The sequence below is a fragment of the Brucella pituitosa genome (assembly GCF_003049685.1).
In the GTDB taxonomy this organism is placed as follows: Bacteria; Pseudomonadota; Alphaproteobacteria; order Rhizobiales; family Rhizobiaceae; genus Brucella; species Brucella pituitosa.
Map to the genome: position 1 here is coordinate 107,628 of NZ_PYSY02000002.1, position 26,229 is coordinate 133,856.

The following is a 26,229-nucleotide window of genomic DNA, read 5'->3' on the forward strand; positions in this document are numbered from 1 at the left end:
ATGGACACGACAATCCGTGAGTTGAGCTATTCGCAAGCCATTCAGGAAGCAATGGCAATTGCCATGGAACGCGACGACCGCGTGTTCCTGATGGGTGAAGATATTGGCGTCTATGGCGGCGCATTTCAGGTGACAGGGGATCTGGTGCATCGCTTTGGCGAGGACCGTGTCATGGACACCCCGATTTCAGAACTGGGCGGCGCAGGTGTCGCGGTCGGCGCAGCACTGACCGGCATGCGTCCGATTTTCGAATTCCAGTTTTCTGACTTTGCAGCACTTGCTATGGAGCAGATTGTCAATCAGGCGGCAAAAATCCGCTACATGCTTGGCGGTGCAGTTTCTGTGCCTCTGGTCATGCGTTTTCCGGCAGGTTCGGGAACGGGTGCAGCAGCACAGCACAGCCAGAGCTTAGAGGCTTGGCTTGGCCATGTTCCGGGTCTCAAGGTTTTGCAGCCCTCGACACCTTATGATGCCAAGGGCATGTTGCTTGCAGCCGTTGAAGATCCTGATCCGGTTATGATTTTCGAGCACAAGCTGCTTTACAAGACCAAAGGTCCGGTTCCTGAAGGCTTCTACACCGTGCCAATCGGCAAGGCGGAAGTGGTTCGCGAGGGTCGCGATCTGACCATCGTTGCAACCGCAATCATGGTGCATAAAGCTCTTGATGCTGCCGCTGAACTTGCCAAGGAAGGCATTGATGTTGAAGTGATCGATCTGCGCACCGTGCGTCCGATTGATCGCGAAACCATCATTAAAAGCGTCAAGAAGACGTCCAAGCTCCTCTGCGTTTATGAAGCGGTCAAGACCCTTGGCATCGGTGCTGAAATCTCCGCAATCGTCGCGGAAAGCGATGCTTTTGATTACCTCGATGCACCGATTGTGCGTCTGGGCGGAGCTGAAACGCCAATTCCTTATAATCCTGATCTTGAACGCGCGACCGTTCCGCAGGTGCCTGATATCCTGAAAAGCGCTCGTGATCTGGCCAAAGGAGTGCGCTGACCATGGCTGTGGAAGTCATTCTCCCCAAGGTCGATATGGATATGGAGACGGGGCAGATTTCGCGCTGGTATGCCAAGGATGGCGATACCGTCACGAAGGGCCAGCTTCTCTTTGAAATTGAGACTGACAAGGCGGCGATGGAAGTCGACGCTCCGGCATCAGGCATCATTGCGGATATCAGTGCCGCAGAAGGCGCCGTTGTCCCGGTTGGGCAGACAGTCGCCTGGATTTACGACGAAGGTGAAGAGCGTAATGCCAAGTCACCGCCCGTCGTTGAAGAGCCAATTGCTGCTGCGCCCGTCGAAACTATCATTGAGACGGTAGCACCAAAACCGGTTGAACCAAAATCCTCCCAGGACGATAAAAATGGTTCAGCAGATGATGTGCGGGCAACACCGCTTGCACGTCGGCTTGCACGTGAAGCAGGCATTGATCTGACCAGCATTCAGGGCTCAGGTCCGAAGGGTCGCGTGCAGAAAAAGGATGTTGAAGGCGATATTGCGGTATCGGCTAAATCGCCTGCGATTAAAAATGCTGAACCATCTGCGCCCGAACAGCTTAATGCAGTCTGGTTGCGTGAGGGCGAGGCCGATCGGTTGCCGATTGTGCTGATCCACGGCTTTGCCGCGGACCTCAACTCATGGCGTGGCTTGTTTGCCGGGGCATCGCTTGGCCACCCGATACTGGCGCTTGATCTTCCGGGACACGGCAATTCACCACGTGTCGTTCCTGAAAGCATCGATGACATTGCCGCTGCCGTTGAAGCGACGCTTTCTGCTTTCGGTGTGACATCGTGCCTGTTGGTCGGTCACTCGCTTGGTGGAGCCGTCGCCACAGTCACCGCTGCGCGTGGCGTTGTCGATGTGCGTTCCCTGCTGCTTATTTCTTCGGGTGGCTTAGGACCGCAGGTCAATGGTGCGTTCATAAAGGGTCTTGTCGGCGCGAAAAGCGAAGCCAGCATCGTTCCCTGGTTGAAACTGCTCGTTGCCGATGAGAGCCATCTGACGAAGCCGTTCATCAATGCAACGGTTGCTCAGGCTGCTGATACAGAACTGCGCGATACGCAGGAAGCGATTGGTCATCGGCTTTTTGCGGATGGCACACAGACTTTTGAGGTTCGTTCAAGCATTGCCTCGCTTGCAATGCCGGTACGGCTCATCTTCGGTGCCGAAGATCGGGTCATTCCCGCGTCTCAAGCCCATGGGTTGCCGGGGAAGGTGGGAGTCCACATTTTCGCAGGTTGTGGACATATGCCACAAATTGAAGAGCGGGCTGCGGTGTTGCAAATTCTCAAAGAATGCGCCGCCGCTGCCAATTAACACCAGCCTAAAGCAATTTAAAAAGCACATCGTTTTGCGACGATGTGCTTTTTGGTTTTAGCCTTATTAAGCCCTGTCTTTCAGCATCTGTGCCGCACTTTCTTCATCGGTGATGAGAACGGTGGGTTTCAGGAGCTCGATTGCGCCAAGCAGGGCGGCAATCTTCTCTTTGCCGCCGGATGTCAAAATGCGCTGAGGCGTTTTCTGAAGGCTCTCGATCTTGGCTGACATGACACGATCATGCACCGGATCATCGACGATCTTGCCGTTGATATCATAGAAGTGGAACAGCACGTCGCCGACGGCACCATTTTCGATGAGCGATATTTTCTGCTGCTCATCAATGAGGCCCACACGATAAGACGTGCTGCTGGCCGTCTGAATATCACCGACGCTGAGCAGAACCATGTCCAGTTCTTCGGCCATATCCAGTACGGTATTCAATCCACAACGTTCGATAAGAGCGATCCGCGTTTCCTTGCTATCAACCAACGCAGGGGCGGGGATCAGATAACCTTCACCCTGAAAAATCTGTGCAAACTGCCACGCAAATTCCGGCGGATTTGAACGACGTGGCTGCACGATGCCGCCGAGCAGGGAGATGACTTTCAAGTCATTGAGCGGGCGCGCACCGATATGTTGAAGCGTGCTGGAAAGAGTACGCCCCCAGCCGACGCCAATCGTCATGCCGTGCTGCACCTTTTCCGACAGATAGGCGCCTGTTGCTGCACTGATCGGCGGAATTGGATCAATGTCGGATGACGAGAGCGGCGCGACAATCGCCCGTTCCAGACCAAAGGTCTTTTCAAGCTCTACTTCGAGTGCAGTTAGACTTGCCAGCTTGCCTTCGATGGTAATTTTTACTTCATTGCGAGCACGGGCATCAGCAAGAAGGCGCACGATTGTGACACGGCCGACACCGAGCGCTTCTGCGATGTCATTCTGAGTCATTTGTTCGACGTAATACATCCACGCGGCACGCGTTCTCAACCGGCTCGTGCGGTTTTCGGCGGCAACGCCTTCCGATCCAATGATGAGGTCAGCTGTCTCCGGATTCTTTTGCGTCTTCTTGCCAGCTTTTTTCAAAATAATCCCTCAAATTATTGGCGCAATACTGCTTTATAGAAGTGATACTCTTAAAGCGAACCTATTGCTTTTCCACGTGAAGGCAAACAATAATTCATGTGCTCTGTCCAGGCTGTTCCGGTGGCGCTTCGGTTAAGGAAAATGAACATGCTACGCATTCTTTCGGAAGAAATTGCAGTCAATCTGAAGGACCGTTTGCGCGAGGTTCGATACATGATTCGTCGCAATCGTCATGAAAGTTTGCAGGGCGAACAGGCCTCTTCGCGTCCGGGTGAAATCGTGTCACCGGAACTGCTGCTGGGACATGCCGCGAGCATGATGGACAAGGCACTGACGACGGCTGAAACAATCTCCATTTCGCTGATTTCATCGAACCCGAATGTTCATAACAGTGCGCCGCATGTGAGAAGCTTGTCGGTCTATTTTGGCGCTGGAGCTGAGGGTGCGCGCGCGTTCCGCAAGGATATGTATTATCTGACGAAGGAGGTACTTCGTCGCAACCAGCTGCAGAATGTGTTGATCCAGGAGGCTGTGTTCGTCACGGTGCATGCAAAAGTAATGCGCAAGCATGGGGCTTTGTTGAAGGGCGTGTTCGCTGCAGAAGCGGGTGACAAAAAAATCAATGAAACTGCCAAGGCCATCGCGGCCATGTTTCTCGAGCTTCTTGCGGAAAAGCCGGTTCGTTTTATCTCACTTGATGGCCATTGTGATCCGCAGGCTTTGCGTAAATTCGAAACGATGTGTTTCGCTGCTGTTGGCCTGGCGTGCGGACTGGCGACAGCCAAAGCTGGCGATCTGGAGGGAGTTGACCCGCTCGAGAGTGCCATTCTGGCTTTGGATGCACGGCATGAGCGTCTGATGCAGGCTGCTGAAGATCGGGATCAGTCGCAGCTCGAAAATCTGTTCCAGACTTTTATCGCCCACCTGCCATAAAGAAAAACCCGGATGTTAGAGCACCGATCTGATTCAATCAGATCGGTGCTCTAACTGTTTGTTTGACGCGTATCTTATCCGAAAACCGCTTTACACTTTTCGGGATGCGCTACAATATCCGGGCTTAATGTAAAAGCATATTAGGCGACGCCCTAGTTTCCCAACATATCCGTGATCGTCTTTTTTGCACGCGGAATTGAAGCCGGGCTCATGCTGAGTTCCGTCAGCCCCATGCGCAGAAACTCTCCAATAAGTTCCGGCTTACCTGCGGCTTCTCCGCACATGCCCACCATGATGCCTGCTTCAGTGCCCGCCTTTGCGGTCATCTCAATTGCTGCCATTACAGCCGGATGGCTTACATCGTTGAGCTTTGCAACAGTCGGATTGAGCCGATCTGCGGCCATCACATATTGCGTGAGATCGTTGGTGCCGATGGAGAAGAAAGCCGCTTCTTTTGCAAGTTCGCGGGCTGCAAAAACCGCCGCCGGCGTCTCGATCATCACGCCAAGGTCGAACTCGGCGAAAGCTTTATCTTCGCTTTTAAGTTCGCTGATGCATTCTGCGATCAGTCGTTTGGTTGCGCGAATTTCTTCGACATCCGAGACCATCGGCAACATCACCTTGAGATTGCCGTTGACAGCTGAGCGCAACAAGGCGCGCAACTGCGGCTTGAATACATCCAAACGATCCAGACACATGCGAATGCCGCGCCAGCCAAGGAACGGGTTTTCTTCCTCGGGAAACTCGATGCCCGCAATGGGCTTGTCGCCACCGATATCGAGCGTTCGGACAATAACCGAATGTGGTGCAAATGCTTTGAGAAGTGCTGAATAGGTTTCGGTCTGCATATCTTCGGACGGCAGATGAATGTGCTTCATGAAGAGAAGCTCAGTACGGAAAAGACCAACACCCATGGCGCCGGCTTCGAGCGCGACGTCGATCTCTTCAAGCGCACCCATATTGGCCGCAACTTCGATAATGGTTCCGTCGGCGCGTCGAGGAATTATCGAGCGGTAAGCATCAAGTGCCTGCTTTTCCTGCAACGCAGCAGCAATGCGTGTTTCGATTTCGTTGCAGGTGGCCGCATCCGGGTCAGAATGGACGATGCCGCTACTACCATCAACAGCAACGATTTTAGCGTTTTTAAGCTGTTGAACAGCGCTTCCAAGTCCCAGGACGGCAGGTATGCCATGCGTGCGGGCGATGATCGCAACATGCGATGTGGCGCCGCCATGTCCGCAGACGACGCCTTTGATTTTCTTGAGCGGAGCTCTTGCTAAATCCCAAGCACCAATGTCGTCGGCGATAAGTACGGACCCTGCGGGCAAACCTTCCAGATTAATGTCTTCTTTGCCCAGAAGGGCAAGGCAAATTTGTCGGCTGACGGCATGCACATCGTCTGCGCGTGCATTGAGATAAGGGTCGTCAAGTGCCGCAAACTGCCCGGCAACTGTGGATGCTGCTCCCAGCATTGCTGAAATTGCATCCATGCCCCCGCGAATAAGCGAGATAGCTTCTTCTGTCAGGCTGTCATCAGCCGCAATATCTTTTAATGCAGCAATAATGCCGCGATCTGTATCCGCAAGGTTTCCGGTGGCGAGCGATTCATCCATGCGTTGTTGCACGGTTGCGATTGCCGATTTGAAATGGGCAATTTCTGCGTCAATTTCAGAAGCTGCAAGCTTCCGACCGAGCGGCTTGATTTCTTCGGGGAAGAATGGAAATGCCGTGCCTAAAGAAATGCCTTCGCTTGCGCCGACGCCCTTTATTTGTCCATCGGGTAGCTTCGCGATTGTTGCTGCTTGAGCGACTGGCGCAGTTTTGGGTTCGGTGTCTGGTGCCGGGATTGAAGGTGTCTCAACATTGCTTTCTTCAAGGCCAGCCTGTGGGTTTTCAAGATATCCGATCAGCGCTTCGATTGCTTCAATGGCATCAGCTCCATCGGCGCGCACTGTGACTTCGTCAAGCTCTTTAACGCCAAGAAGCATCAGTTTGACGGAGCTTTTGGCACTTACGCTTTTTCCGGCCTTGGCGATTTCGATGTCGCTTTCAAAACCTTTGGCCAGTTTAACGAAGCGGGTGGCTGGGCGTGCATGCAGCCCTTCATGCACCCGGACAATGGTCGAGCGTTCCATTTATGTAAGCCTCAAAGCGACATCTGAAACATTCCGACATCTTGTTTGCCGGAAACTGTTCCAATCATCTGTTTTAACACGTAATTCTGACGGCAGATTTGACGATTTTTAGCCGCCAATAATGATAATCTGGCCTTCTTTCAGGGCAGAAACAAGCTCTTCACCGGCTATTTCAGTTGCGCAAATTTCGCCCGGGCGGTCTGTAGACTGTGCGCCCGTAAACGAAATAACGACGTGACCGATTTCGCGTACTTTTTGCCAGGCGCTATCGCCGACAGCAGTGATTTCTGCGTTGAGTGAACCGATGGTGATGCGGGCTCCGACAGCAGGTGCGGAGGCTTCAGGTCCTTCTTCCACGGCATGCATTACGGATACTTCTGCGAGTTCGGGTGGAGACCCATCTGCAAACAGAATGAGAACGCCGCCTTCGGCGAGATCCGCAACTTCCGGGCCGATCGCGGTAATCCGCGTTTTCAGATGTATCGACATAGAGGCGGTCCTTTCTTGATATGGTCGTTCGATGCTCAGGAAAATTGATCGGGGAGCATTGTTATTGCACATGTTTGGGAGATTACCTGCCGCCGCTTTTGCTGCGGCAGGCTGAGAGTTTTAAAGCACTGCGAGGCTGACTACCCAGGCGATCAGAACCGACAGAGGACCCATGATCTGACGGCTGATCAGAACAGCAGGAACACCAATTTCGATTGTCTTGGGTTTAGCTTCACCTAGCGCCAGACCAACCGGAACGAAGTCGCAACCGACCTGTGTGTTGTAGGCAAATAGCGCAGGCAGGGCCATGGCTGGAGCGATGGTGCCGTTGGCGATCTGCGGTCCGATGATTGCCACGCCGACGACCTGCGCGATAACTGCACCCGGTCCGAGAATCGGCGACAGGAACGGCAAGCCGCAAATTGCCGAAAGCACCAGCAAGCCGACAATGTTATTGGCTAGCGGTCCAAGCGGCTGAGCGAGAATGTCGCCAATGCCTGTATAGAGGATCAGGCCGATCAGCATCGTCACGAATGCCATGAACGGCAAGACGTTACGAATGACCTGATCGATCGTGCGACGTCCGGCCTGGAAGAAAATACCAACGACACGGCCCATGACACGGCCGATACTGCTGATAAATCCGACAATACCGCCTTCGCTTGGCAGTTCTACCGGAGCAGGCGTTTCTTCTTCTGCGGTTGCTGCAGCAGGAGCTGCGGCGGCCGAGCCGTCAGCCGGAACGATGTTTTCCGGCTTCACACCCGACACATAGATGTCTTCCGTAATGAATTGTGCCAGTGGTCCGGACTGCCCAACTGGTGTGATGTTTACTGTTGGAATGCGCTTGCGCGGATAGACGCCGCAACGGGCAGTACCGCCGCAATCGACAACCACGACTGCCATTTCGCTTTCAATCGGTGGTGAGCGAAAGCCATCAACGGCTTCTGCGCCAGTGAGTTCAGCGATCTGGCGCGCAAGCGGATGAATGCCGCCGCCCGTGACGGATACAACTTTGCTGCGCTGCTCAGTCGGTTGAATAACAAGCGGGCCGCCCCAGCCGTTGGAGCCGCGGGAAATCTTAACTGCCTTATAGGTCTTTACCATGTCGTCCTCCCCAATTCCCGCTTAAAGCTCAATGCCCTGACGCCGCGCCATGATGGCGGTGATGCGTTCAGTGAGCATGCCTTTAAGGAGGATCACGACGAGACCCACGATTGCGTACCAGATTGCCACGTTGATGTGATAACCCGTTGGAACTGCGCCCTTCTTTTCCAGTTCAAGAAGTGCGACGAGAATGCCACCCCAGACGAAATATTCGCCCGGATTGATGTGCGGGAAGAGACCCAGCGGCGGATGGACATAGGAAACAGCCGCGTCATAGAAAGCGGGCTTGTATTTCTCGTCGAGGAACGAACCAAATGTATAAGCCATCGGGTTGGTCAGGAAGAAGACCGCAAGAACCGGCAGAACCGTATAACGGGTGAGCGCGATACGTCCAGCGCTGCGTGCGAGGCCATGGACGCGCTTTTCGCCGACCAATTCGGTTACGGCATAGAACGCAGTCATCAGCACGACGAGTGTCGGGATAATGCCAGTTACAAACCCTGCAAAAACTTCGCCGCCCTTCTGGAAAACGCCAATGAAGTGCTTGCCGATCGAGGCAAGCCAGCCGAGCTGTTCTTCCTGCTGGACGTTTTGAAGGCGTTCCTTGAACTGATCAACGGTAATTCCGCTGCTGCCGGCATCGGCAGGCGCGGTAGTTGTTGCTTGTGCAAGCTGCAGAAGATCATTTCCCGCGTGCTCTGCGGCATGCTTGCCATGCAGGGCCGCATCGGAAATCATGCTGCCAGCCATATGTATAGATTGCATTGTTACGTCGGCATGTTGTGCCAACATCGTCACTATCGACATTACTCCTCCTCGATTGCTTGTTTCAGGCAAGCAACTCCTATGCTCCCACTGCCTTCAGACCTTCGAGTTCGAGCCCATCGGACTGATCTCTTATGCGGCCGATCTGTTCGATCGCCTGCGTGGCAGCAGCCACCACTTCAGGCGTGCCTTCTATGATCGTGGGATTGTTCTGCAATTCGCTGAGGCGCATTCCCTCGAAGCCTTCGCGGCGGCTGAATTTTGCAAAAACCGTCCGACCGCTCATTTGCAGGAAGCGGCGCACCACCAAATTGCGATCGACGACGAGCAACACAATGACGCCTCTGCCGAAGCGGCCTCGCACATGGCCCGCGCCGACAAAGCCGTCAGAATATTTCGAGGTGATACCTTTCATCACATCGGAATAGTGGCGCATCTGAAACCAAACGCCCAGAGACTGAAAGCCCCAAAGCAAGGCGAGCGCCAGCAAAGCCCATTGCCAGATAGCCATTTTGTTCTCCTCCCACGAAGGGTGAGCCGGATATTACTCAAGCTCACCTTTCGTCAATTAGAGAACATTTGTCTTCTTGAATGTCAATATGTATAATTTTTTCGATAAGTGAGAGCGAATGACACCTGACTTTTCAATCGGTTTCGCATAATGTCATTTACAAACGGGAGGCCGCTCGCAACATGGACTTGCTACTCAGAGAACAAATGGCATCGATGCCAGATTTGCGCCATCGGTTGCGCCAGCTGCGTTGGTTCAGGGCGACGTTCCGTAAACATGCGAGCTTGCTGCATGAGCTTTATGGCGTCGAATATGAGATTGACGAAAAGAAGCTCACAGAAGCCTTCTTGAACTGGGTAGAGCTCGTTGATCAGAACAAGCGTTTTGCCAAAGTGGACCGCAAAGACTTCATCACCTTTGCCGCAGGTCTTGTGTTGCGAGAGCTGATCCGTTTGTCGCCTGCGAAGGTCGTTTCACCACCAAAGCACGCGTCTGACGATGCTGCGCGTCTTTACGAAATCGTCAGCTTCTGGCCAGAAGGTTTTCTTTACACAAACTACTGTATCTGCGCGATTGCTGCTGTGCAGGAGCAGGAATTCGGCACGGTTCCAGATATCGACCAATGCGCCGATGAATTGCGAACGTGGTGGTCTTACAAGGAAAACGTCTCGGAAATGCCGGGCTATGCGATAGCATTTCTTGATAAGTTTCTTGGTAGCGAGCCAAACTGGGTCATGCCCGACCTCGCTTCGGCGCGCGCTGCCGTTAAACGTGCGCTTGGCGAAAATAATCCCGTGACGAAGATTCAAAACACGTAGCAGTCCCACCATTTCCTGCGAATTTTTCCGTCGTCCGTACTTCGCGGCTTGAATGTTGGCATTTACCTTTTTGAACCAGTCTGCCTGTTTTTAGAGCGCGTTTCGATCTGATTGGATCAGATCGGCGCTCTCAATATTTGTTTTAACGCGCATCTTTGTCCGAAAACCGTATCACACTTTTCGGGATGCGCTCTAATGCCTGTGGTGTGGTGGCCGTGCGCGTATAAATGCCTCCCAATTATTGAGTTGAAGCATCCATTGTGAGGCTTTCGACGGAGGGTTTCTCCTGAAGAATAAATGCGTCATTCAAAAATCTTACATTTTCCGATATTGGATCGACAAATGTAAGATTTTTGATTATCAATGAAATTAGGCCTTTGGGAAAGCTGTCGCCAGACCGGAATGAATGTCCAAAAAAGCCGGGAATCCTGGCTTCTGGCAGACTTCGAACAAAATGTGTTGACAAGCGACAACATAGACTGACAAATGTCAATGTGAGGTGGCATAGTTTAATTGAGCTGAATGTCTGATGGATTGCCAGTTCATTTAAGGGGTGGGAGCCCCTGATATTGGGAGAAGATGACGTGTCATCGTATGGCGTGGATAGGCAGACTCTTTTTCTGCTTTTGATCAATGGTGCAGTGCTGGCTGCTGGTGCGGCTTTCGCCGGTGCCAATTTCATGGATAGCTATAATCTGCAGTCCATGGCCGCTCAGGTGCCTGAGCTTGGTCTGCTTGCGCTTGGGGTCATGCTTGCCATGATTTCGGGAAATGGTGGCATTGATCTTTCCGGTATTGCGCTTGCCAACCTTGCAGGAATTGTTGCCTTTCTATTGACCCGCAACCTCATTCCGGTTGCTGATGCGCCGCTTCTGTTCTCATGGACATTTGCTGGATTAGCGCTCGCAGTTGGGCTGGTTGGCGGGTTGGTTAACGGGATCATGATCGCCTATGCGCGATTGACGCCGTTGATCGCAACGCTTGGCACGCAATTGGTTTTTACTGGTATTGCCGTGTTTCTGACCAATGGTTCGGCAATTAGCCTTGGTTATATCGAGCCGCTGGATAATTTCGGCAATATGCCAATTCTGAGCATTCCGATGTGTTTTGCGCTGTTTCTCGCAATTGCTGCTTTCTTGGCTTTTCTTCTGAAGTACACACCCTTCGGTGTGAAGCTAATGCTGATGGGCAGCAACTCGAAAGCCGCGCGTTACGGCGGTATCAATGAAAAGCGTATGCTGCTTATCACCTATACGATTTGCGGTGTGCTTGCATCGGTCGCAGGGATCATCATCGCGGCACGCAATTCTTCCGTGAAGTGGGATTACGGTGGCTCTTATGTGCTGATCGCCATCCTTATCGCAGTGCTTGGCGGTGTTAAGCCGGAAGGCGGATATGGCAAAGTGTTGTGCGTGCTGCTGGCAGCGACAGCGCTTCAGATTCTCTCAAGCCTGTTCAATTTCATGAATATTTCTAACTTCTTCCGCGATCTGGCCTGGGGTGTGTTGCTTCTGGTGCTGCTGGCATCAGCGCGGGTGCACATTGGCTACTGGTTACGGCTGAGGCGATGACCAATTCCCTGACGGCCCAGCGGGGAGGAAACTTGCAGGCCTTCAGGAATGAAACCCAACAATAAGCATCATTATAATTGGAGGAGAAACATGCGTATAATTTCCAAACTGGCTGCTTGCACAGTGCTCGCGGGTGTTGCGATGGGTGGCATTGCCATTGCTCAGGACAAACCAACCATCACGACGGTTGTAAAAGTTACCGGTGAAAACTGGTTCACCCGCATGAATGAAGGTGTCGATGCTTTTGGCAAAGACAATCCAGATGTCAGCGCAAGTCAGGTCGGACCAGCTAAGGCAGATGCAGCGCAGCAGGCCCGTATTCTTGAGGATCTCGTTGCAAAGAATGTGTCCGCGATTGCAGTTGTGCCGATGGACCCATCAGCGCTTGAAGGCGTTCTTCGTCGCGCGGCTCAGCGTGGTATCAAGGTCATCGCTCATGAAGGCGACAGCCTGACCAATGTCGATGTTGATATCGAAGCCTTCGACAACAAGGCTTTTGGCACCCGCATCAACGAAGCACTTGCAAACTGCATGGGCAAATCTGGCAAGTGGACGTCATTCGTTGGGTCGCTTGGCAGTCTCACGCATAACCAGTGGGTTGATGCCGGTGCAGCGAACGCAAAGCAGTATCCGGATATGGAACTGGTTGCAGAGAAGAATGAATCCTTCAACGACGCCAATAAGGCTTACGAAAAGGCTAAGGAAATCCTGCGTAAATACCCGGATATCAAGGGCTTTCAGGGCTCATCCGCTATCGACGTGATTGGTATTGGCCGTGCCGTTGAAGAAGCTGGCCTTCAGGACAAGACCTGCGTTTATGGTCTTGGTCTGCCAAAGGATACCGGTCCATATCTCGAAAGCGGCGCTGTTGATCAGATCTTCTTCTGGGATCCGAAAGACGCCGGCTATGTCATGAACAAGGTCGCAGATCTGGTTCTCAAGGGCGAGGAAATCAAGGACGGTATGGACCTTGGCGTTCCCGGCTATGAAAAGATGACCGTGATCAAGGGACCGGGCAAGGGCGTCATCATGCAGGGTCAGGCCTGGGTGGACGTAGACAAGTCCAACTACAAGAACTTCCCGTTCTAAGCGGCGCTCCGCTTGTCTGATAATATTTCGGGGCTGCTTCGCACCACAGCAGCCCCGAAACTGCGGTATCGCACCCAACCAGTTTACGCGCCTTGAACCAAAACCCGGCGCAAAAAGTGTCTGAGAGTTTCAGGAATTTTCCATGCACGCTACAGATTCAACACCTGCATCAACGCCACCCTTTCTTGAAATTCGAAACGTCAAGAAATCCTTTGGTGGTGTTAAGGCGCTTAAAGAAGTCAGCCTTGTTATCGAAGCAGGCCAAATCTATCACCTGATGGGTGAGAATGGCTGTGGCAAAAGTACATTGATCAAAATCCTTTCCGGCGCGCAGCCTGCCGATGAGGGGCAGATTTTCATTGATGGCAAACCAACAGGCACCCGTGCTGGCGACATTGGTGCTATCGGTTCCCTGCGTGCTGGTATTGAAACAGTCTATCAAGACCTGTCATTACTTCCCAACCTTTCTGTTGCCGAGAACGTCGCCTTTACCGAGCAGCTTGTTGAAGCATCAGGTAAACTGGCGCGCAAACTCGATGTAGCGGCATTGAATGAAACGGCGAGACGCGCTTTGGCGGAAGTGCATCTTCCAACAGATGCAGCCTTTCTGAAACGCAGAACGGATACCTTGCCGCTTGCCACGCGACAGCTCATTGCAATTGCTCGTGCTGTTGCTTCGGAAGCGCGTCTGGTCATCATGGATGAGCCGACGACCTCGTTGACGCGGCAGGAGGTTGTCAACCTCTTGCGGGTCGTCGAGGGACTGCTGAGCAAGGGTGTCGCTGTTCTTTTCGTGACCCACAAGCTTGATGAGTGCAAGTCGCTTGGCGGACGCGCGATCATCATGCGCGATGGTTTGAAAGTTGCAGAGCTTGATGTTGCCACGCATACCAAGGCCGAATTCAGTCATTGGATGACTGGTCGCGAGATTAGCGAAACGCGGTATCGTACTGACCCAAAACTTGGTGACGTGATGCTCGATGTTGACCGGCTGAGTGACGGTCAGAACTTTGAATCCGTTTCGCTTTCTCTGAAGAAAGGCGAAATTCTTGGCGTCACCGGTCTGCTTGACTCAGGTCGTAATGAATTGGCGCTGGCGCTTGCCGGTGTTGTGCCTGCAAAGTCTGGAAAAATCAGGCTGAACGGCAAAGAAATCGCGCCACAATCGGCAGCTGACGCAATCCGCTTTGGCATTGGTTATGTTCCGGAAGATCGTCTTACCGAAGGACTGTTTCTGGAAAAACCTATTCAGGACAATATAACGCTGCCTGTCCTTGATCGTTTGCGCAATGCGCTGGGCATGATCAGTGGTAGGCGAGCGAAGAAAATTGCAGAAGACAGCGTTGCCGATCTGCAGATTGTTGCGCCGGATGTATCGATCCCGGTTCAATCGCTATCGGGTGGAAATCAGCAGCGCGTTCTGATTGGACGCTGGCTGACGATTAATCCGCAGCTTCTAATCCTGCATGGTCCGACAGTCGGCGTCGATGTCGGCTCGAAGGATACAATCTTCCGTATTATCCAGCGTCTCGCTGACGATGGAATGGGGGTTATCATTATCAGTGACGATCTGCCGGAGCTCTTGCAGAACTGCGACCGTATCCTTGTTATGCGGCAGGGCCGTATCGTTGCTGCACACAATGCCGATGGACTGACTGAAGACGCGATCTATGCATCCATGGCCAGCACTGCAAAGGAGATCGCGCAATGACCGACATCGTATCGGTAGAAAAGACTAGTGCGAAAGAGCGCGGCATCACGCTCCGCCTTTGGGATCTGATGGGTGCAAGGCCTGAACTGTTCACGCTTCTGCTGACAGTTATTACCTGCTTTGTGGTTATCGCCGCTAATCCCGACTTCCTGCAGATGAGCAATCTGGTGGACATCCTTCGCGCATCTGTTGTGCATGGTTTGTTTGCTATGGGTGTGCTGGTCGTTCTGGCTTCAGGCGGTATCGACGTCTCGTTTACGGCTATTGCCGCTTTTGTCATGTATGCGCTGACAATGCTGGTGACAAACCTGTTCCCTGAAATGCCAATGGCACTCATTCTGGTGCTGGCCGCGCTCGGCGGAGCTTGCTTCGGTGCACTAAACGGCTTTCTCGTGCAGAAGCTGCAAGCGCCTTCACTGATCGTGACGATTGGTACGCAATATGTGATCCGAAGCTTTCTTCTCACCTTCGTTGGCACAGCGCTTTTCATGAATATTCCGGCTGCAATGGATGCATTCGGTAAGGCGTCGTTATTTACACATCGCGCATCGAACGGCGTTGTTTCGGTTCTACCTGCAACTGTGCTGGTGCTGGTCGTTGCAGCTTTTGTGACATGGTTCATCCTTGAGCGCACATTGATGGGGCGCGCGATTTTTGCGGTTGGCGGCAATCCGTCTATCGCAGAGCGTCTTGGCATCAACCTTTTCCGTGTCCGTATTTTTGTCTTTGCCTATGCAGGCTTGTTGGCTGGTATTGCGGGCGTGGTTCACGTTTCCAGTAATCGACTGGCCAATCCTTTCGACCTTGCGGGAATGGAGCTGGAAATTATTGCAGCGGTGGTGCTCGGCGGAGCACGTATCACCGGTGGTTCTGGCTCGGTTATTGGGACGCTTCTGGGGGTTCTATTGATAACACTCGTCAGTAACGTGCTGATCTTTGTGGGCATTCCAAGCACGCTGCAGCTGGCAATTGTTGGAGCGTTTATCCTTCTCGCTGGTACGATCTTCGCACTGCGCGATAGAACCTGAAGCAAGCCGACGAGCTGAACCATCAAGTATCTGATTTGAATAGCACTGGGAGGTCTGTGTTGTTTTCGCAGACTGCCCCCACTTGAAATCTGGGAGGATCTCATGTCTCACGATGTGTCCGTTATCGGGCTCTATATTCTCGATGTTCTCGGGCGCCCTGTTGATGCAATTCCGGCGGGCGGCAATGTCGAGTTTATCGATGAAATCCGGCTGACAGTGGCAGGAACTGCCGGCGGAACGGTGGTTGATCTGGCGAAACTTGGTCTCAACTGCCTTGCGGTCGGCGCTGTGGGTGACGATGAGAAAGCCGATTTTGTGCTCGCGACTTTGCAGCGCTTTGGTGTTGACGTCGCCGAGATGCAGCGGTTGAAAGGCATACCAACGTCTTCATCGATCCTCAATATTCGCCGCAACGGCGATCGCCCGGCGCTGCATGCACGTGGCGCATCAGATCATTTTGAGATTGCTGACAGCGCACTGGATGCAGTTCTGGCACCACCAATTATTCATCTTGGCGGCACAGGTCTGCTGGCAAAGCTTGACGGTGAGCCGAGCCGCAAACTGCTTGCGGAAGCAAAGGCGCGCGGACGCACGACGACATTTGATCTTTTGGGTGCAAATGATGGCACACTGGATCTCATCTCTCCGCTCTTTCCACATATCGATTATTTCATGCCATCGATTGAAGAAGCGAAGCAGATTTCCGGCGCTGATAACGTTGAAGGTGCTGGGCAGTTTTTCATTGAACGTGGCGTCAAGCACTGCGTCTTCACCCTTGGTGGCGATGGCGTATGCTTCATGGATGAGTCTGGAACGGTTCTGCGTCAGCCAGCATTCCAGATCGAAGTCGTTGACACTACTGGTTGCGGCGATGCGTTCGATGCAGGTTTTATCACAGCATTGCACCACAAAATGGATGTGAAAACAGCGCTGAATTTCGCCCAAGCCTCTGCAGCACTGGTCGCAACAGGGCTCGGCTCAGATGCTGGTATCCGTTCGTTCGAGGATACCCTTAACTTTATGAATACGGCGCCCATCAAGCAGTGATTGAAAATGCGGCGGACCGTTCAAAACGATCCGCCGCTTTTGTTCTATTGCGCGAGCAGAAGTTCTGCCGCTTCAAAATCGGTGACGAGGTGGGTGGCATAACCGCCGGTTAAAACGGCCCGGATCGCTTCCACCTTGCGCGCGCCGCCTGCAACACAGAGCCTGCGTGGAACACGGTGCAACTCATCAAGTTCGATACCGATGACGCGTTGGTCGAGCTCGCGAACGACCTGTTTTCCATCATTGTCGAGGAAACGACAGATCAGTACCGCAACGGCTCCATCTTTGGCATAGGCATCAATCTCTTCGTCACTGGTAACATCGGCGACGCGCATCGTACTTTCAGATGATAACCCGCCGACCCCGAACACGATCATGTTTGACTGGGCAATCAATTCAAATTGCCGCTTAAGTGCAGGCTCCCCCATCAAGGCATCGCGTAATCCGGCGCTGCTCAGAATGGCCGGAGCCAGCATATTCACGCTGGTTGCACCAATATTGCGGGCCATGATCGATGTGCAGAGTTCTGCCGCGAATTCACGCTTGCCCATGGATGAGCCTGTGACCTGAACAACGCTCAAACCTTCGACGGGACGAGGAAGCGAGATAGCATCCGCGATTGCAAGGACGGTTCGCCCCCAGGATACGCAGATCGTATCACCGGGCTTTACCATGCGTTCGATGAGGCGTGCGCCACCGGTCCCCAGCGCTTGTAGCCGCGCTTCTGGTGAAGCGGTTTTCTCGCTGGGGATGACGAGAACTTCATCCAGGCCGTATTTGGCGGCTAGCTTATGAGCGATCTCTGTACGCGTAAGAATTTCTGAGTTCATCAGAATCTTCACCACGCCCCGCTGTCTCGCTTCCTGCAGATAATTGACGATCGTTGCGCGAGAAACGCCCATCTTCTTTGCAATATCGTTTTGGGTTAGCTGGTCTTCATAATAAAGCCAGGCCGCCCATACGATCACGTCATCAAACTCAGCCGGGATGGCATGCGTAGACGGTGTCAGATCGTCCGATGTCATACTGATTTCCTGATGTTAGCCGTTCATCTGACTCGCACAGAAACGAGTTTTAATCAACAAGCCAATCAAGGAAGTTGACTAATGTCAGTATATAGTGTCAATTGTTTTAAGAGTGAGGAAGCATCTTCATAAAATATTGTTTTGCCATGGAAAATCATGTTTTCCGTGAGCGCTTGTCTATGTCTGTGGCCTGGAGGTTGCAGATCGCCAACTGAGGAGCAGGCAGATGAAGTCGAATTGGTCGGATGCGGATTTCAACGCAATTGTCGGAGCCTATGAGAAGGCGGGTATCAATCGCGATGTCGCTATCCGTACATACACCACTCGTTTGCTGGGATCGGAACCAAAGCTTGTTCTCCATGGCGGTGGCAATACCTCAGTCAAGACCGTGCTGAATGACCATGATGGCACGCCGGTTGAAGTCCTTTGCGTGAAGGGCAGCGGCTGGGATATGGGCAAGATCGAGCCTGCAGGCTTGCCTGCGCTTCATCTTGAGCGTCTCAAGGCAATGGTCAACTACGACACGTTGAGTGACGACGATATGGTGATGTTGCAGCGCCGCCTGCTTCTTGATCCGTCATCGCCAAACCCTTCTGTTGAAGCGATCCTTCATGCAATTCTTCCCTTCAAGCATGTCGATCACACTCATGCCAATGCGATTGTGGCGCTGACCAATCAGCCGAATGGTGAGGCAATCATTCGCGAATTGTTTCCCGAAATGATCATTGTTCCCTATGTCATGCCGGGCTTCGATCTGTCTAAAGCTTGCCTGAAAGCATTTTCCGAACGCCCGGATGCGCCGGGTATGATCCTGCTGAAACACGGCATTTTCACATGGTCTGAAGATCCGCGTGTGGCTTATGAGAATATGATTGAAGCAATTGATCGGGCCGAGAAGCGCATTGAGCAAGGCAATCCGTACCCGTTCGGTCGTGCAAGCACTAAAGAACACAAGGAAAAGCTTGCTTCAATCGCCGACATTGCTCCGATTTTGCGAGGAGCAATCGCGCTTCCCGGTAAGGAAGAAGGGCGTCCGCGCCGCTTCATCATGGAGCATCGCTCGAACGAGGATATCCTCGATTTCTGCGGCGCTCCCAATGTTGCCGATCTGGTACGTCGCGGCAATGCAACGCCTGAGCACGTCATCCATATCAAGCGTTATGGCGTATCTCTACCGGCGCCTTATGCACATGATCTTGAGAGCTGGACGCAAGTTGTCAGAGACAGCGTTGCGTCTTATGTTGCTGCTTATAAAGACTATTTCGAACGCAACAATGCGCGTGTTGGTGGTGGCAAAACTATGCTCGACCCGATGCCGCGGGTTTTCTACATCGATGGTATTGGTTTGTTTGCGGCAGGATCGACGCAAAAAGCGGCTCGCATCGGTGCAGATGTAGCTGAAGCGACCATCGAAGTGATCCGTGGCGCCGAAGGAATTGACCAGTTCGAGGCTCTTAGCGAAGAAGACCTCTTCGACATCGAATACTGGTCGCTCGAGCAGGTCAAACTCGCCAAACAGACGGAAAAGCCACTCACTCGACAGGTTGCGGTTATCACCGGCGGGGCAGGTGGTCTCGGTCTGGCTATTGCTGAACGTCTCAGAGAGCAGGGTGCTGAAATCGCTTTGATCGACATTGACGCGGAGCGTGTGAAAACGGAAGCGAGGCGTTTGGGCGGTAAAGCAGTCGCTTGTGATCTGACTGATGCTCAGTCAGCTGAGAAGGCCATTGCAGACATTATTGCAACCTACGGCGGCGTGGATATCCTTGTTTCCAATGCTGGTGCAGCTTTTCAAGGAGCACTCACATCGGTTGATGATGCTTTGTTCAGGAAGGCCTTCGATCTCAACTTCTGGAGCCATCATTACATCGCCCGCGCTGCCGTGAATGTCATGAAGCGTCAGGGAACAGGTGGTTCCATTGTGTTCAATGTGAGCAAGCAGGCGGTCAATCCGGGGCCTGATTTCGGTCCTTATGGGACTTCAAAAGCCGCGCTCATGGCTCTGATGCGTCAGTACTCTCTGGAACACGCCGCTGACGGAATTACGGTCAACGCCGTCAATCCAGATCGCATCCGCACGGGTTTGATGACCGACGAAATGGTTGAAGAGCGGGCACAGGCTCGTGGCGTGACGCCAGAAGTCTATATGCGCGGCAATCTTCTCAAGCGCGAAGTGCTGGCGGAAGACGTTGCGGAAGCATTTCTACATCTCATTTCGGCGCGCACTTCGACCGGCGCGGTTGTTACGGTCGATGGCGGCAATGTCGCCGCGATGATGCGTTAATATCTGACCATTTTTGCCTAAGGACAGTGCTTGTAAGCGCTGTCCTTAGGTCTAAATTTTCTTCTTGCTTATTCTTCGATGTCGACTTTCTCGAAACGATGCGAACCGAGCGGTTCCATCACATAATTTTTGACTTTCTTGGACATCGGCAGCACGACAGTTGAATGTGCAAGCGGAACCCAGGGTGCCTGATCGTTGATGATGGCTTGCGCTTCCTGATAAAGCTTGGTCCGCTCATCCTTGTTCGAGCTCACGCGCGCCTTCTGCAGAATGTCTTCAAGCGGCTGGTAGCACCAATTGGCATTGTTGCTTCCTCCAACGCCCGAGCAGCTGAAGAAATAGCTGAGCAGGTTGTCGGGGTCACCATTATCACTGGTTCCTCCCAGAACAATGGCGCCATCGCGCTGCTTGTCGCGCGCTTTCTTGAGATACTCGCCCCATTCATAGGATACGATCTCTACTCCGATACCGACTTTGGCGAGGTCGGCCTGCATCAACTCGGCGGCACGTCTTGCGTTTGGCATATAGGGGCGGCTGACAGGCATCGCCCAAATCTTCATTTTCAGGTCTTTGACGCCAGCTTCATCCAAAAGCTTTTTTGCAGCATCCGGATCGTAGCTATATCCCTTGATGTCGCCATTGTAGCCCCACATAGTCGATGGCAGTACGCTTTGCGCGACCTGGCCCATGCCCTGATAAACGGCATCGACAATGGCTTTGCGATCAATTGCCATGTTTAATGCACGGCGGACTTCCAGCTTGTCGAACGGTGCGTCCAGGGTGTTCATCGCCAGATAAGCGACGTTCAGTCCGGGCTGTTCCATGATGGTCAAATTCGGATCATTCTTCAATCCAGCAACGTCGGCGGGAGCGGGATAGGCCGCCACATGGCATTCACCGGCCTGCAACTTCTGCATGCGGGTGGCCGCGTCGGTGGCGATCACAAAGATCAGAGTATCTATTTTGGGTACACCATCCCAATAATTGGCATTTGCAGCAAAGCGAATTGCGGCGTTCATCTGATAGTCGACAAAGCGGAAAGGTCCTGTACCGACCGGCTTATGGTCGAGATCTTCGCGCTGACCAGCTTTCTCCAGCTGCTCGGCATATTCAGCCGACATGATCGAACCGAAATTCAGAGCGAGCTTTGCCAGCAGGGAAGCATCGGGCTGGTTGAGCACGAATTTGACCGTATGGTCGTCAACCTTGACTACTTCTTTGATGATGGTAGGCATGTCCATCGCATTGAACATTTCCCAGCCAGCACCAACGAAATAATTGTTCCACGGATGCTGCTTATCGAGCTGGCGATTATAGGTGAAAAGCACGTCGTCTGCGTTGAAATCGCGCGTTGGGGTGAAACTTTCCGTAGTGTGGAATTTCACGCCCTGACGCAGTTTCAACGTATATTCGAGATTGTCGTCGGATATGACCCAGCTCTCAGCCAGGCCTGGGACCACATTCGTTGTGCCGCTTTCGAACTCAGTCAGGCGATCATAGATGGTCTCGGCAGAGGCATCCCATGTGCTGTTGGTTGTGTAGAGTGCGGCATCAAAGCCTTCCGGGGAGCCTTCTGAACAATAGACAAGAGTCTTAGCCATTGCTGGGGCCAGCGCTATTCCCGAAAGCGCTGCGGCTGCCGCCAATGAAAGTAAAGTCTTCCGCATTTTTTTCATTTTTGTTCCCTTCAGTTATTTGGCTGTTGTCACCGATTATTCTGTTCTGCCCGCAGTCGTTCCGAGACCACGGTTTGGTGCCCAAACAGGGTCTGGCTTGCTCCAAAGAACGTCATTGTGGATCAGCTTCACGAGTTCGCGCGCATGAAGGTCGAGGAATTTTTCGCCCTTTTCGGCGGTCGCGCTGCGTGGATCGCCCCAGGTTCCGGTAACGGGTGCGCGTTCGGCAAAGGAGTAGAAGCGTGAAACATCTGAAGGTACATCAACAGGATGTTGCTGATTACCAAAAGCCTGACCGAACATCTCGGACTTTACAGCATCACCAGCAATAGCCAGCATGACAGAAGCTTCGCCTTCGCAGGCATGATGTGGACCGCTGTCAACTTCAAAGATTTTTCCGGCGTCCTCGCTTGCCAACATCCAGGGTGTGGTAACGACGATTGGCATTCCAAATTCGACTGCCAGCTCGCGGGCTGCAACCGCAAGCGGATCGATATTGCCGCCATGGCCATTGACAATGAAAAGACGCGAGAAACCGATTGCCTTCAACGACCGTACGATGCAGCGGATGACGCGGCTGAGTGTTTCATAATCAAGGGTAATCGTTCCGCCAAAAGGCAGATGGTGCTCACTCATGCCAAGCCATTGTCCGGGAAGGACGGCGATTGGAATTTCATCGGCGACGAGACGTGCAGCACGGATCGATGCAGCCGAAGCGCTGGCAGTGTCGGTAATGACTGGCAGGTGTGGCCCGTGTTGTTCCAGCGATCCGATAGGCAAAACGGCAAGCGCGCCGGGTTTGCCAGCGATCTCGCGCAGGGCAGGCGCAGTCATGCGCGCCCATTCAACTTCCTTTGTCATGTCAGTCCTCTCTTAGCTATTCCAAGTGGAGTGCGTTGGGTGTGTCATGGCTTCAGCGTCATGTTTGCCGACCTCGGGCATCGGTCGATAATGTGCGTGGTTGTCCATCGGATTGGCGCAACGTGACCCAATCGAACTGAGCGACAACTGCGCAGGAATGATTTGGGAAGATGCGAACACGACTTCCGATAGCAGGCGGCGTATCGGAACACCGAACGAAACCATGTTCTTCTGAAAGACGCTCAACTTCCCATGTTTGTGGAGCTGCGTTGTTCACATTGACGGCAATCCCGAACCCACTGCCACCGGAGCCGTGCGCACCAAGGTCGGATGAAAGAGATTTTGAGCCCGCATCGACGATGAAGTGGTGGTCGTTATGGGCAACAACGGTCGCGATTATTGAAAGTGACATATCATCCGCAGGCGCAATGCCCAGTCGAAGTGCGGTGCGGTCGAGAAACGCGTAGTTGCCGGGACGGATTTCCGTAATACCAGCGGGGATCGGCGCGCCGAGACAGGTCGGCGTTGCTCCCACAGATATTCGAGGCACTTCGATGCCCGACTTCTTCAGCCGTTCTGAAAGTTCCAGCAATGCCAGTGCTTCTGCATTGGCAATGTTGGCCAACTCCTCGGCGGACTTGCTGCCATAAGAGTGCCCAGCATGAGACAAAAGCCCTGCGAATGTGAGATGCGGGTGCTTCGCAATGCGCTGGGCTAACGGTGCCGCTGAGGGATCTTGCGGTTTAATGCCGACGCGCCCCAGTCCGACATCTACTTTCAAAAAGACACCGAGTTTGATGCCGTGCGCTTCTGCTGCAGCGCCAATTGCTTCAACGCCGGTCTCATGTGCTGCGATGAATAAAAGTTCGGTCTGGCGAGACTTCGCCGCTCGCACAAGCCGGTCAATGGATTCTGGCCTGATGATTGGATAGGCAAGTGTCACAGACTGTATGCCGTTTTCAACGAAGACCAGCGCTTCTTCCGGTTTGGAAGCTGTGATGCCGATTGCGCCGAGTTCGAGCTGCCGCTGCGCGATTGTGAGATTTTTGTGCGTCTTGATGTGGGGACGTAAAGCAACACCGGCCTGATCGGCTCGTTGCTGCATTCCCTTGAGGTTTCGCGTCAAGCGGTCTTCGTCGATCTCGACATAGGGGGTCGGAAGGTCGGCGGGAGCAGGTCGATCAAATGCGTCGATTGCCGCAAATTCAGTCAATGTTGCCTCCAACAATGGGGCTGACTGCAAACATCGCATCAGCCAGCTGGTTCAGCTGCACCCGAAGGTAGCCAATGCAGGTTTGCACAGCTCTGAAAGGCAATCAATTTATTTTCTTATACGAAACATAATTTTCGCAAAGTATTTTGTGAAATGACAGCAGGCAATGCCTACACGCTCATTCGTCCTTGAATCTGATGGTCTGCTGGTCGACGAGAGTGGAAACCAATTCGGTTTCAGGCGTGGAACAAACACACAGGATTTGTGCAGGCTCCTTACTCACGCTGAGATAAGCATGCCCGGTCATAGCGTCAAAATAAGCGGAGTCGCCTTTCCTGAGACGCAGTGGCGCATAAATCTCGGAATGAAGCTCCAGTTCTCCTTCCACAACGTAGAAAAACTCTTCACCTTTGTGACGGATAAGAGGGCCAAACTCTTCAAGAGTGCGGGCATGCGCTACCGCCAGAATAGGGACCATCGCCTTTTTATAGATTTCCGTGCAGAGATAGAGATAGTCATAATTCTGGGTAACGATCGACTTGCCTTCGCCAGATTTCGTGTATGTGCGTCGGCCCATAACACTGGACGTGGCATCAGGACTTGCGATCGTGCCGAAAAGTTCGGCTATGTCGATATTCAACCCCTGTGCAAGTTCGATAAGCCGATCATAGGTGAGCTGCATTTGATTGTTTTCGACCTTTGAGAGGGTCGAGACCGCAAGCCCGGTCATCGCACTTACCTCGGCAAGCGTCCAGTGATTGCGGTTGCGAATGTCTCGCAGAATGTCGCCGAGACTGGATTTCGCATCACTCATTATTGACGTCTCCAATTAGCCTTCGGCCAGATTGTTTGGGTGGTTTATAAGACAGAATAACCATTTCACTAGCACGTGCGCGTAATCAATGTGATGTTGAAATGCAATCTGATCCGTGAGTTTCCATCCTGCCCGTTCTGTTAATTTATTATCGGGCCAGCGGATCGGCAACTCTTGGCCAGTAAGGCTTTTTCAGTTTGGTAAATGGCAGATCTTCGAAACGAGGCTGCAATGCACCTGGCGCGCCGACATAGAGGATTTGGCTTGCGATGGGTTCAAAGCCAGCCCGGAAATGGTTGCTGGATTTGACAACGATTATCTTCTTTTGTGACGGATCGAGACCCAATGCTGTCATGCATTCTGGATGGAATGTTTGGGTACGCACAGTGTTAAGAACGATGTCGATGTTTCCTGTGCTGACCCATACAGCATCACCGATACTCAGCGGCGTTGGTCCAAAACGCTGCGTGATGTCTGACGCAATTCGCCTGATTTTCACGGTAAGATCCAGCGGATCGCCCGACACTTTTCCAATCTTGCCTCCGATCCTCAGTTCCAGCGTTGCTCCTTCGCCAGCCTCGCGGCACATACGCACGGCAATCGGATCCCAGTATAGACAGGAAGCAACATCTTCGATGCCTCGCTCAAGAATACGGCGCAGGACGAAGGTTGAATCGCCCGGCGCTCCCCCACCAGCATTGTCGGAGACATCAGCCAGCACAACAGGGCCATCTTTTACCGCGAGAGCACGATCTAGTGCATCATCAATTTTGAGATAATCGCCACGCATCTGCTCGCGTGCATCATATATCTCCGTGCCGAAGTTTTCAGCGATGCGTGCGGCTTTCAGCGGATCGTTATTGGTGACAACAAGCATCTTAGCACCAACATCTGCAACGTCGCCCCACGGAAAGCCGTGTCCGAACGAGATCGCCAGCACGCCATCTTGTCCTTCCATTTCCTTCATACGATCAACAATCCCACGCAACGGATCTTTGTGCGGATGGAAAATACTGACAAGACGGCAGTCATACGCGCCCATGGTTGGTCGGATTTCACCTGCAAGCGTGCGTTCCAGCAGCGCAAAGAGCTGTGCCGCAACCGTCTCGATATCCGTGTGCGGATATTCCTTATAGGTCATGATCATAGATGCATCAGCGATCATGCGTTCGGTGATATGACAGTGAAGATCGAGCTCGACTGCAATCGGAATTTCAGCTCCGACGCGCTTGCGTATGTGTGAGATCAGATCGCCTTCGACGTCGTCATAGCCGTCAGCAACACAGGCACCATGAAGCGCCAGCATGACGGCATCGACCGGCATGGCTGCTTCCAGATCGTCGAGAATAGTCTTGCGGAAATGTTCGTAAACCGAGCGGGTCGTTCGCCCACCCGGTTCTGCTACTGCGCAGAGGCTTTCAACGACATTCCAGCCTTTTTTTTGCGCGGCGTTGCGCCAGACGAAAAGCTGTGACGAGCAACAGTTCAGAGGTTTCCGGGTCGCGTCACCATAGGCGATGAGGTTCTCTGAGAACGCCTCAAGGCCAGTCTGCATCGGTGAAAATGTGTTGGTCTCTGTGTCCAGCCCGGCGATGAAAAGCTTCATTCTGATCTCTTGAATGGAAGAATTGTATTTTCATATAATAAAAATATGTTTATTTTCAGAAAGTCAAATTGATTGCCTTGGTTGTATAGTCGTACGCTATTCGGCGAATAGGAGTTCCCGCCTGATTTTTCCAAATCCTTAT

The 26,229-nt window shown here is 52.8% G+C and carries 22 protein-coding genes; 10 read left to right on the plus strand and 12 right to left on the minus strand.

From position 1 onward, the window contains the following. Together C9380_RS12790 and C9380_RS12795 are read left to right on the plus strand one after the other, a co-directional pair. Positions 1-999, plus strand: coding sequence for an alpha-ketoacid dehydrogenase subunit beta (locus C9380_RS12790; RefSeq protein WP_012093444.1), 999 nt, complete (start codon positions 1-3; stop codon positions 997-999). A gap of 2 nt (positions 1,000-1,001) precedes the next feature. After that, the gene (locus C9380_RS12795; RefSeq protein ID WP_128093697.1) at positions 1,002-2,318 is read left to right on the plus strand and encodes an acetoin dehydrogenase dihydrolipoyllysine-residue acetyltransferase subunit; all 1,317 of its coding nucleotides are present in this window, start codon (positions 1,002-1,004) and stop codon (positions 2,316-2,318) included. A gap of 66 nt (positions 2,319-2,384) precedes the next feature. Here C9380_RS12795 and C9380_RS12800 read toward each other — a convergent pair whose 3' ends face one another. Then, entirely contained in the window at positions 2,385-3,404 is a 1,020-nt protein-coding gene (locus tag C9380_RS12800) for a sugar-binding transcriptional regulator (RefSeq protein ID WP_128093698.1), read from the minus strand. Between the two features lie 147 nt (positions 3,405-3,551). Between C9380_RS12800 and C9380_RS12805 the strand changes: the two genes are divergently transcribed. Beyond that, the gene (locus C9380_RS12805) at positions 3,552-4,337 is read left to right on the plus strand and encodes a hypothetical protein (RefSeq protein ID WP_128093699.1); all 786 of its coding nucleotides are present in this window, start codon (positions 3,552-3,554) and stop codon (positions 4,335-4,337) included. 152 nt (positions 4,338-4,489) lie between these two features. On the opposite strand, the gene ptsP is transcribed toward C9380_RS12805, so the two are convergent. The 5 genes from ptsP to C9380_RS12830 form a co-directional block, all read right to left on the minus strand. Beyond that, on the minus strand, positions 4,490-6,472 hold the full coding sequence (gene ptsP, locus C9380_RS12810; RefSeq protein WP_128093700.1) for a phosphoenolpyruvate--protein phosphotransferase: 1,983 nt from the start codon (positions 6,470-6,472) through the stop codon (positions 4,490-4,492). A gap of 108 nt (positions 6,473-6,580) precedes the next feature. Next, on the minus strand, positions 6,581-6,961 hold the full coding sequence (locus C9380_RS12815; RefSeq protein ID WP_024896478.1) for a PTS glucitol/sorbitol transporter subunit IIA: 381 nt from the start codon (positions 6,959-6,961) through the stop codon (positions 6,581-6,583). Positions 6,962-7,081: 120 nt separating this feature from the next. Beyond that, positions 7,082-8,068, minus strand: a complete 987-nt coding sequence (srlE, locus tag C9380_RS12820) for a PTS glucitol/sorbitol transporter subunit IIB (RefSeq protein ID WP_105706129.1) — start codon at positions 8,066-8,068, stop codon at positions 7,082-7,084. A 21-nt stretch (positions 8,069-8,089) separates the two neighbouring features. Further along, positions 8,090-8,875, minus strand: a complete 786-nt coding sequence (srlA, locus tag C9380_RS12825; protein WP_111786763.1) for a PTS glucitol/sorbitol transporter subunit IIC — start codon at positions 8,873-8,875, stop codon at positions 8,090-8,092. Positions 8,876-8,912: 37 nt separating this feature from the next. After that, on the minus strand, positions 8,913-9,344 hold the full coding sequence (locus C9380_RS12830; protein ID WP_111786762.1) for a transcriptional regulator GutM: 432 nt from the start codon (positions 9,342-9,344) through the stop codon (positions 8,913-8,915). 182 nt (positions 9,345-9,526) lie between these two features. On the opposite strand from C9380_RS12830, the gene C9380_RS12835 reads away from it, so the two are divergent. The 6 genes from C9380_RS12835 to C9380_RS12860 all read left to right on the plus strand — a co-directional run bounded on the left by C9380_RS12835 (position 9,527) and on the right by C9380_RS12860 (position 16,608). Continuing rightward, positions 9,527-10,162 carry a hypothetical protein gene (locus tag C9380_RS12835; RefSeq protein WP_100556791.1) on the plus strand — a complete coding sequence of 212 codons (636 nt, stop codon included), beginning with the start codon at positions 9,527-9,529 and terminating at the stop codon, positions 10,160-10,162. Positions 10,163-10,746: 584 nt separating this feature from the next. Beyond that, positions 10,747-11,733 (plus strand): ABC transporter permease, encoded by a 987-nt coding sequence (locus tag C9380_RS12840; RefSeq protein WP_128093701.1) that lies wholly within the window; start codon positions 10,747-10,749, stop codon positions 11,731-11,733. Positions 11,734-11,823: 90 nt separating this feature from the next. After that, positions 11,824-12,822, plus strand: a complete 999-nt coding sequence (locus tag C9380_RS12845; protein ID WP_100556793.1) for an autoinducer 2 ABC transporter substrate-binding protein — start codon at positions 11,824-11,826, stop codon at positions 12,820-12,822. Positions 12,823-12,964: 142 nt separating this feature from the next. Next, positions 12,965-14,533: a sugar ABC transporter ATP-binding protein gene (locus C9380_RS12850; protein ID WP_128093702.1), complete on the plus strand. Its 1,569-nt coding sequence runs from the start codon at positions 12,965-12,967 to the stop codon at positions 14,531-14,533. Beyond that, positions 14,530-15,561: an ABC transporter permease gene (locus tag C9380_RS12855; protein ID WP_128093703.1), complete on the plus strand. Its 1,032-nt coding sequence runs from the start codon at positions 14,530-14,532 to the stop codon at positions 15,559-15,561. Before C9380_RS12850 ends, C9380_RS12855 begins: the two co-directional genes overlap by 4 nt. Positions 15,562-15,663: 102 nt before the next feature. Next, entirely contained in the window at positions 15,664-16,608 is a 945-nt protein-coding gene (locus tag C9380_RS12860) for a carbohydrate kinase family protein (protein WP_100556795.1), read from the plus strand. A 44-nt stretch (positions 16,609-16,652) separates the two neighbouring features. Here C9380_RS12860 and C9380_RS12865 read toward each other — a convergent pair whose 3' ends face one another. Next, the gene (locus C9380_RS12865) at positions 16,653-17,633 is read right to left on the minus strand and encodes a sugar-binding transcriptional regulator (RefSeq protein WP_105706139.1); all 981 of its coding nucleotides are present in this window, start codon (positions 17,631-17,633) and stop codon (positions 16,653-16,655) included. A 226-nt stretch (positions 17,634-17,859) separates the two neighbouring features. On the opposite strand from C9380_RS12865, the gene C9380_RS12870 reads away from it, so the two are divergent. Then, the gene (locus tag C9380_RS12870; protein WP_128093704.1) at positions 17,860-19,917 is read left to right on the plus strand and encodes a bifunctional aldolase/short-chain dehydrogenase; all 2,058 of its coding nucleotides are present in this window, start codon (positions 17,860-17,862) and stop codon (positions 19,915-19,917) included. A 68-nt stretch (positions 19,918-19,985) separates the two neighbouring features. Here C9380_RS12870 and C9380_RS12875 read toward each other — a convergent pair whose 3' ends face one another. The 5 genes from C9380_RS12875 to C9380_RS12895 all read right to left on the minus strand — a co-directional run bounded on the left by C9380_RS12875 (position 19,986) and on the right by C9380_RS12895 (position 26,087). Next, positions 19,986-21,584 carry an ABC transporter substrate-binding protein gene (locus tag C9380_RS12875; RefSeq protein WP_374844469.1) on the minus strand — a complete coding sequence of 533 codons (1,599 nt, stop codon included), beginning with the start codon at positions 21,582-21,584 and terminating at the stop codon, positions 19,986-19,988. Positions 21,585-21,629: 45 nt separating this feature from the next. Next, positions 21,630-22,454, minus strand: a complete 825-nt coding sequence (locus C9380_RS12880) for a creatininase family protein (RefSeq protein WP_128093706.1) — start codon at positions 22,452-22,454, stop codon at positions 21,630-21,632. 58 nt (positions 22,455-22,512) lie between these two features. After that, positions 22,513-23,667: an alanine racemase gene (locus C9380_RS12885; RefSeq protein ID WP_247877651.1), complete on the minus strand. Its 1,155-nt coding sequence runs from the start codon at positions 23,665-23,667 to the stop codon at positions 22,513-22,515. 178 nt (positions 23,668-23,845) lie between these two features. Next, positions 23,846-24,481, minus strand: coding sequence for a helix-turn-helix domain-containing protein (locus tag C9380_RS12890; protein ID WP_024896463.1), 636 nt, complete (start codon positions 24,479-24,481; stop codon positions 23,846-23,848). Between the two features lie 148 nt (positions 24,482-24,629). Beyond that, positions 24,630-26,087 (minus strand): M81 family metallopeptidase, encoded by a 1,458-nt coding sequence (locus C9380_RS12895; protein WP_128093707.1) that lies wholly within the window; start codon positions 26,085-26,087, stop codon positions 24,630-24,632. Positions 26,088-26,229: the final 142 nt, after the last annotated feature.

What these genes read in the sequence shown, in the direction of transcription:
- C9380_RS12790 (WP_012093444.1), top strand. Translation starts at nt 1, where the DNA reads ATGGACACGACAATCCGTGAGTTGAGCTATTCGCAAGCCATTCAGGAA.
- C9380_RS12795 (WP_128093697.1), top strand. Translation starts at nt 1,002, where the DNA reads ATGGCTGTGGAAGTCATTCTCCCCAAGGTCGATATGGATATGGAGACG.
- C9380_RS12805 (WP_128093699.1), top strand. Translation starts at nt 3,552, where the DNA reads ATGCTACGCATTCTTTCGGAAGAAATTGCAGTCAATCTGAAGGACCGT.
- ptsP (WP_128093700.1), bottom strand. Translation starts at nt 6,472, where the DNA reads ATGGAACGCTCGACCATTGTCCGGGTGCATGAAGGGCTGCATGCACGC.
- C9380_RS12815 (WP_024896478.1), bottom strand. Translation starts at nt 6,961, where the DNA reads ATGTCGATACATCTGAAAACGCGGATTACCGCGATCGGCCCGGAAGTT.
- srlE (WP_105706129.1), bottom strand. Translation starts at nt 8,068, where the DNA reads ATGGTAAAGACCTATAAGGCAGTTAAGATTTCCCGCGGCTCCAACGGC.
- srlA (WP_111786763.1), bottom strand. Translation starts at nt 8,875, where the DNA reads ATGTCGATAGTGACGATGTTGGCACAACATGCCGACGTAACAATGCAA.
- C9380_RS12830 (WP_111786762.1), bottom strand. Translation starts at nt 9,344, where the DNA reads ATGGCTATCTGGCAATGGGCTTTGCTGGCGCTCGCCTTGCTTTGGGGC.
- C9380_RS12835 (WP_100556791.1), top strand. Translation starts at nt 9,527, where the DNA reads ATGGACTTGCTACTCAGAGAACAAATGGCATCGATGCCAGATTTGCGC.
- C9380_RS12845 (WP_100556793.1), top strand. Translation starts at nt 11,824, where the DNA reads ATGCGTATAATTTCCAAACTGGCTGCTTGCACAGTGCTCGCGGGTGTT.
- C9380_RS12850 (WP_128093702.1), top strand. Translation starts at nt 12,965, where the DNA reads ATGCACGCTACAGATTCAACACCTGCATCAACGCCACCCTTTCTTGAA.
- C9380_RS12855 (WP_128093703.1), top strand. Translation starts at nt 14,530, where the DNA reads ATGACCGACATCGTATCGGTAGAAAAGACTAGTGCGAAAGAGCGCGGC.
- C9380_RS12860 (WP_100556795.1), top strand. Translation starts at nt 15,664, where the DNA reads ATGTCTCACGATGTGTCCGTTATCGGGCTCTATATTCTCGATGTTCTC.
- C9380_RS12865 (WP_105706139.1), bottom strand. Translation starts at nt 17,633, where the DNA reads ATGACATCGGACGATCTGACACCGTCTACGCATGCCATCCCGGCTGAG.
- C9380_RS12870 (WP_128093704.1), top strand. Translation starts at nt 17,860, where the DNA reads ATGAAGTCGAATTGGTCGGATGCGGATTTCAACGCAATTGTCGGAGCC.
- C9380_RS12875 (WP_374844469.1), bottom strand. Translation starts at nt 21,584, where the DNA reads ATGCGGAAGACTTTACTTTCATTGGCGGCAGCCGCAGCGCTTTCGGGA.
- C9380_RS12880 (WP_128093706.1), bottom strand. Translation starts at nt 22,454, where the DNA reads ATGACAAAGGAAGTTGAATGGGCGCGCATGACTGCGCCTGCCCTGCGC.
- C9380_RS12890 (WP_024896463.1), bottom strand. Translation starts at nt 24,481, where the DNA reads ATGAGTGATGCGAAATCCAGTCTCGGCGACATTCTGCGAGACATTCGC.
- C9380_RS12895 (WP_128093707.1), bottom strand. Translation starts at nt 26,087, where the DNA reads ATGAAGCTTTTCATCGCCGGGCTGGACACAGAGACCAACACATTTTCA.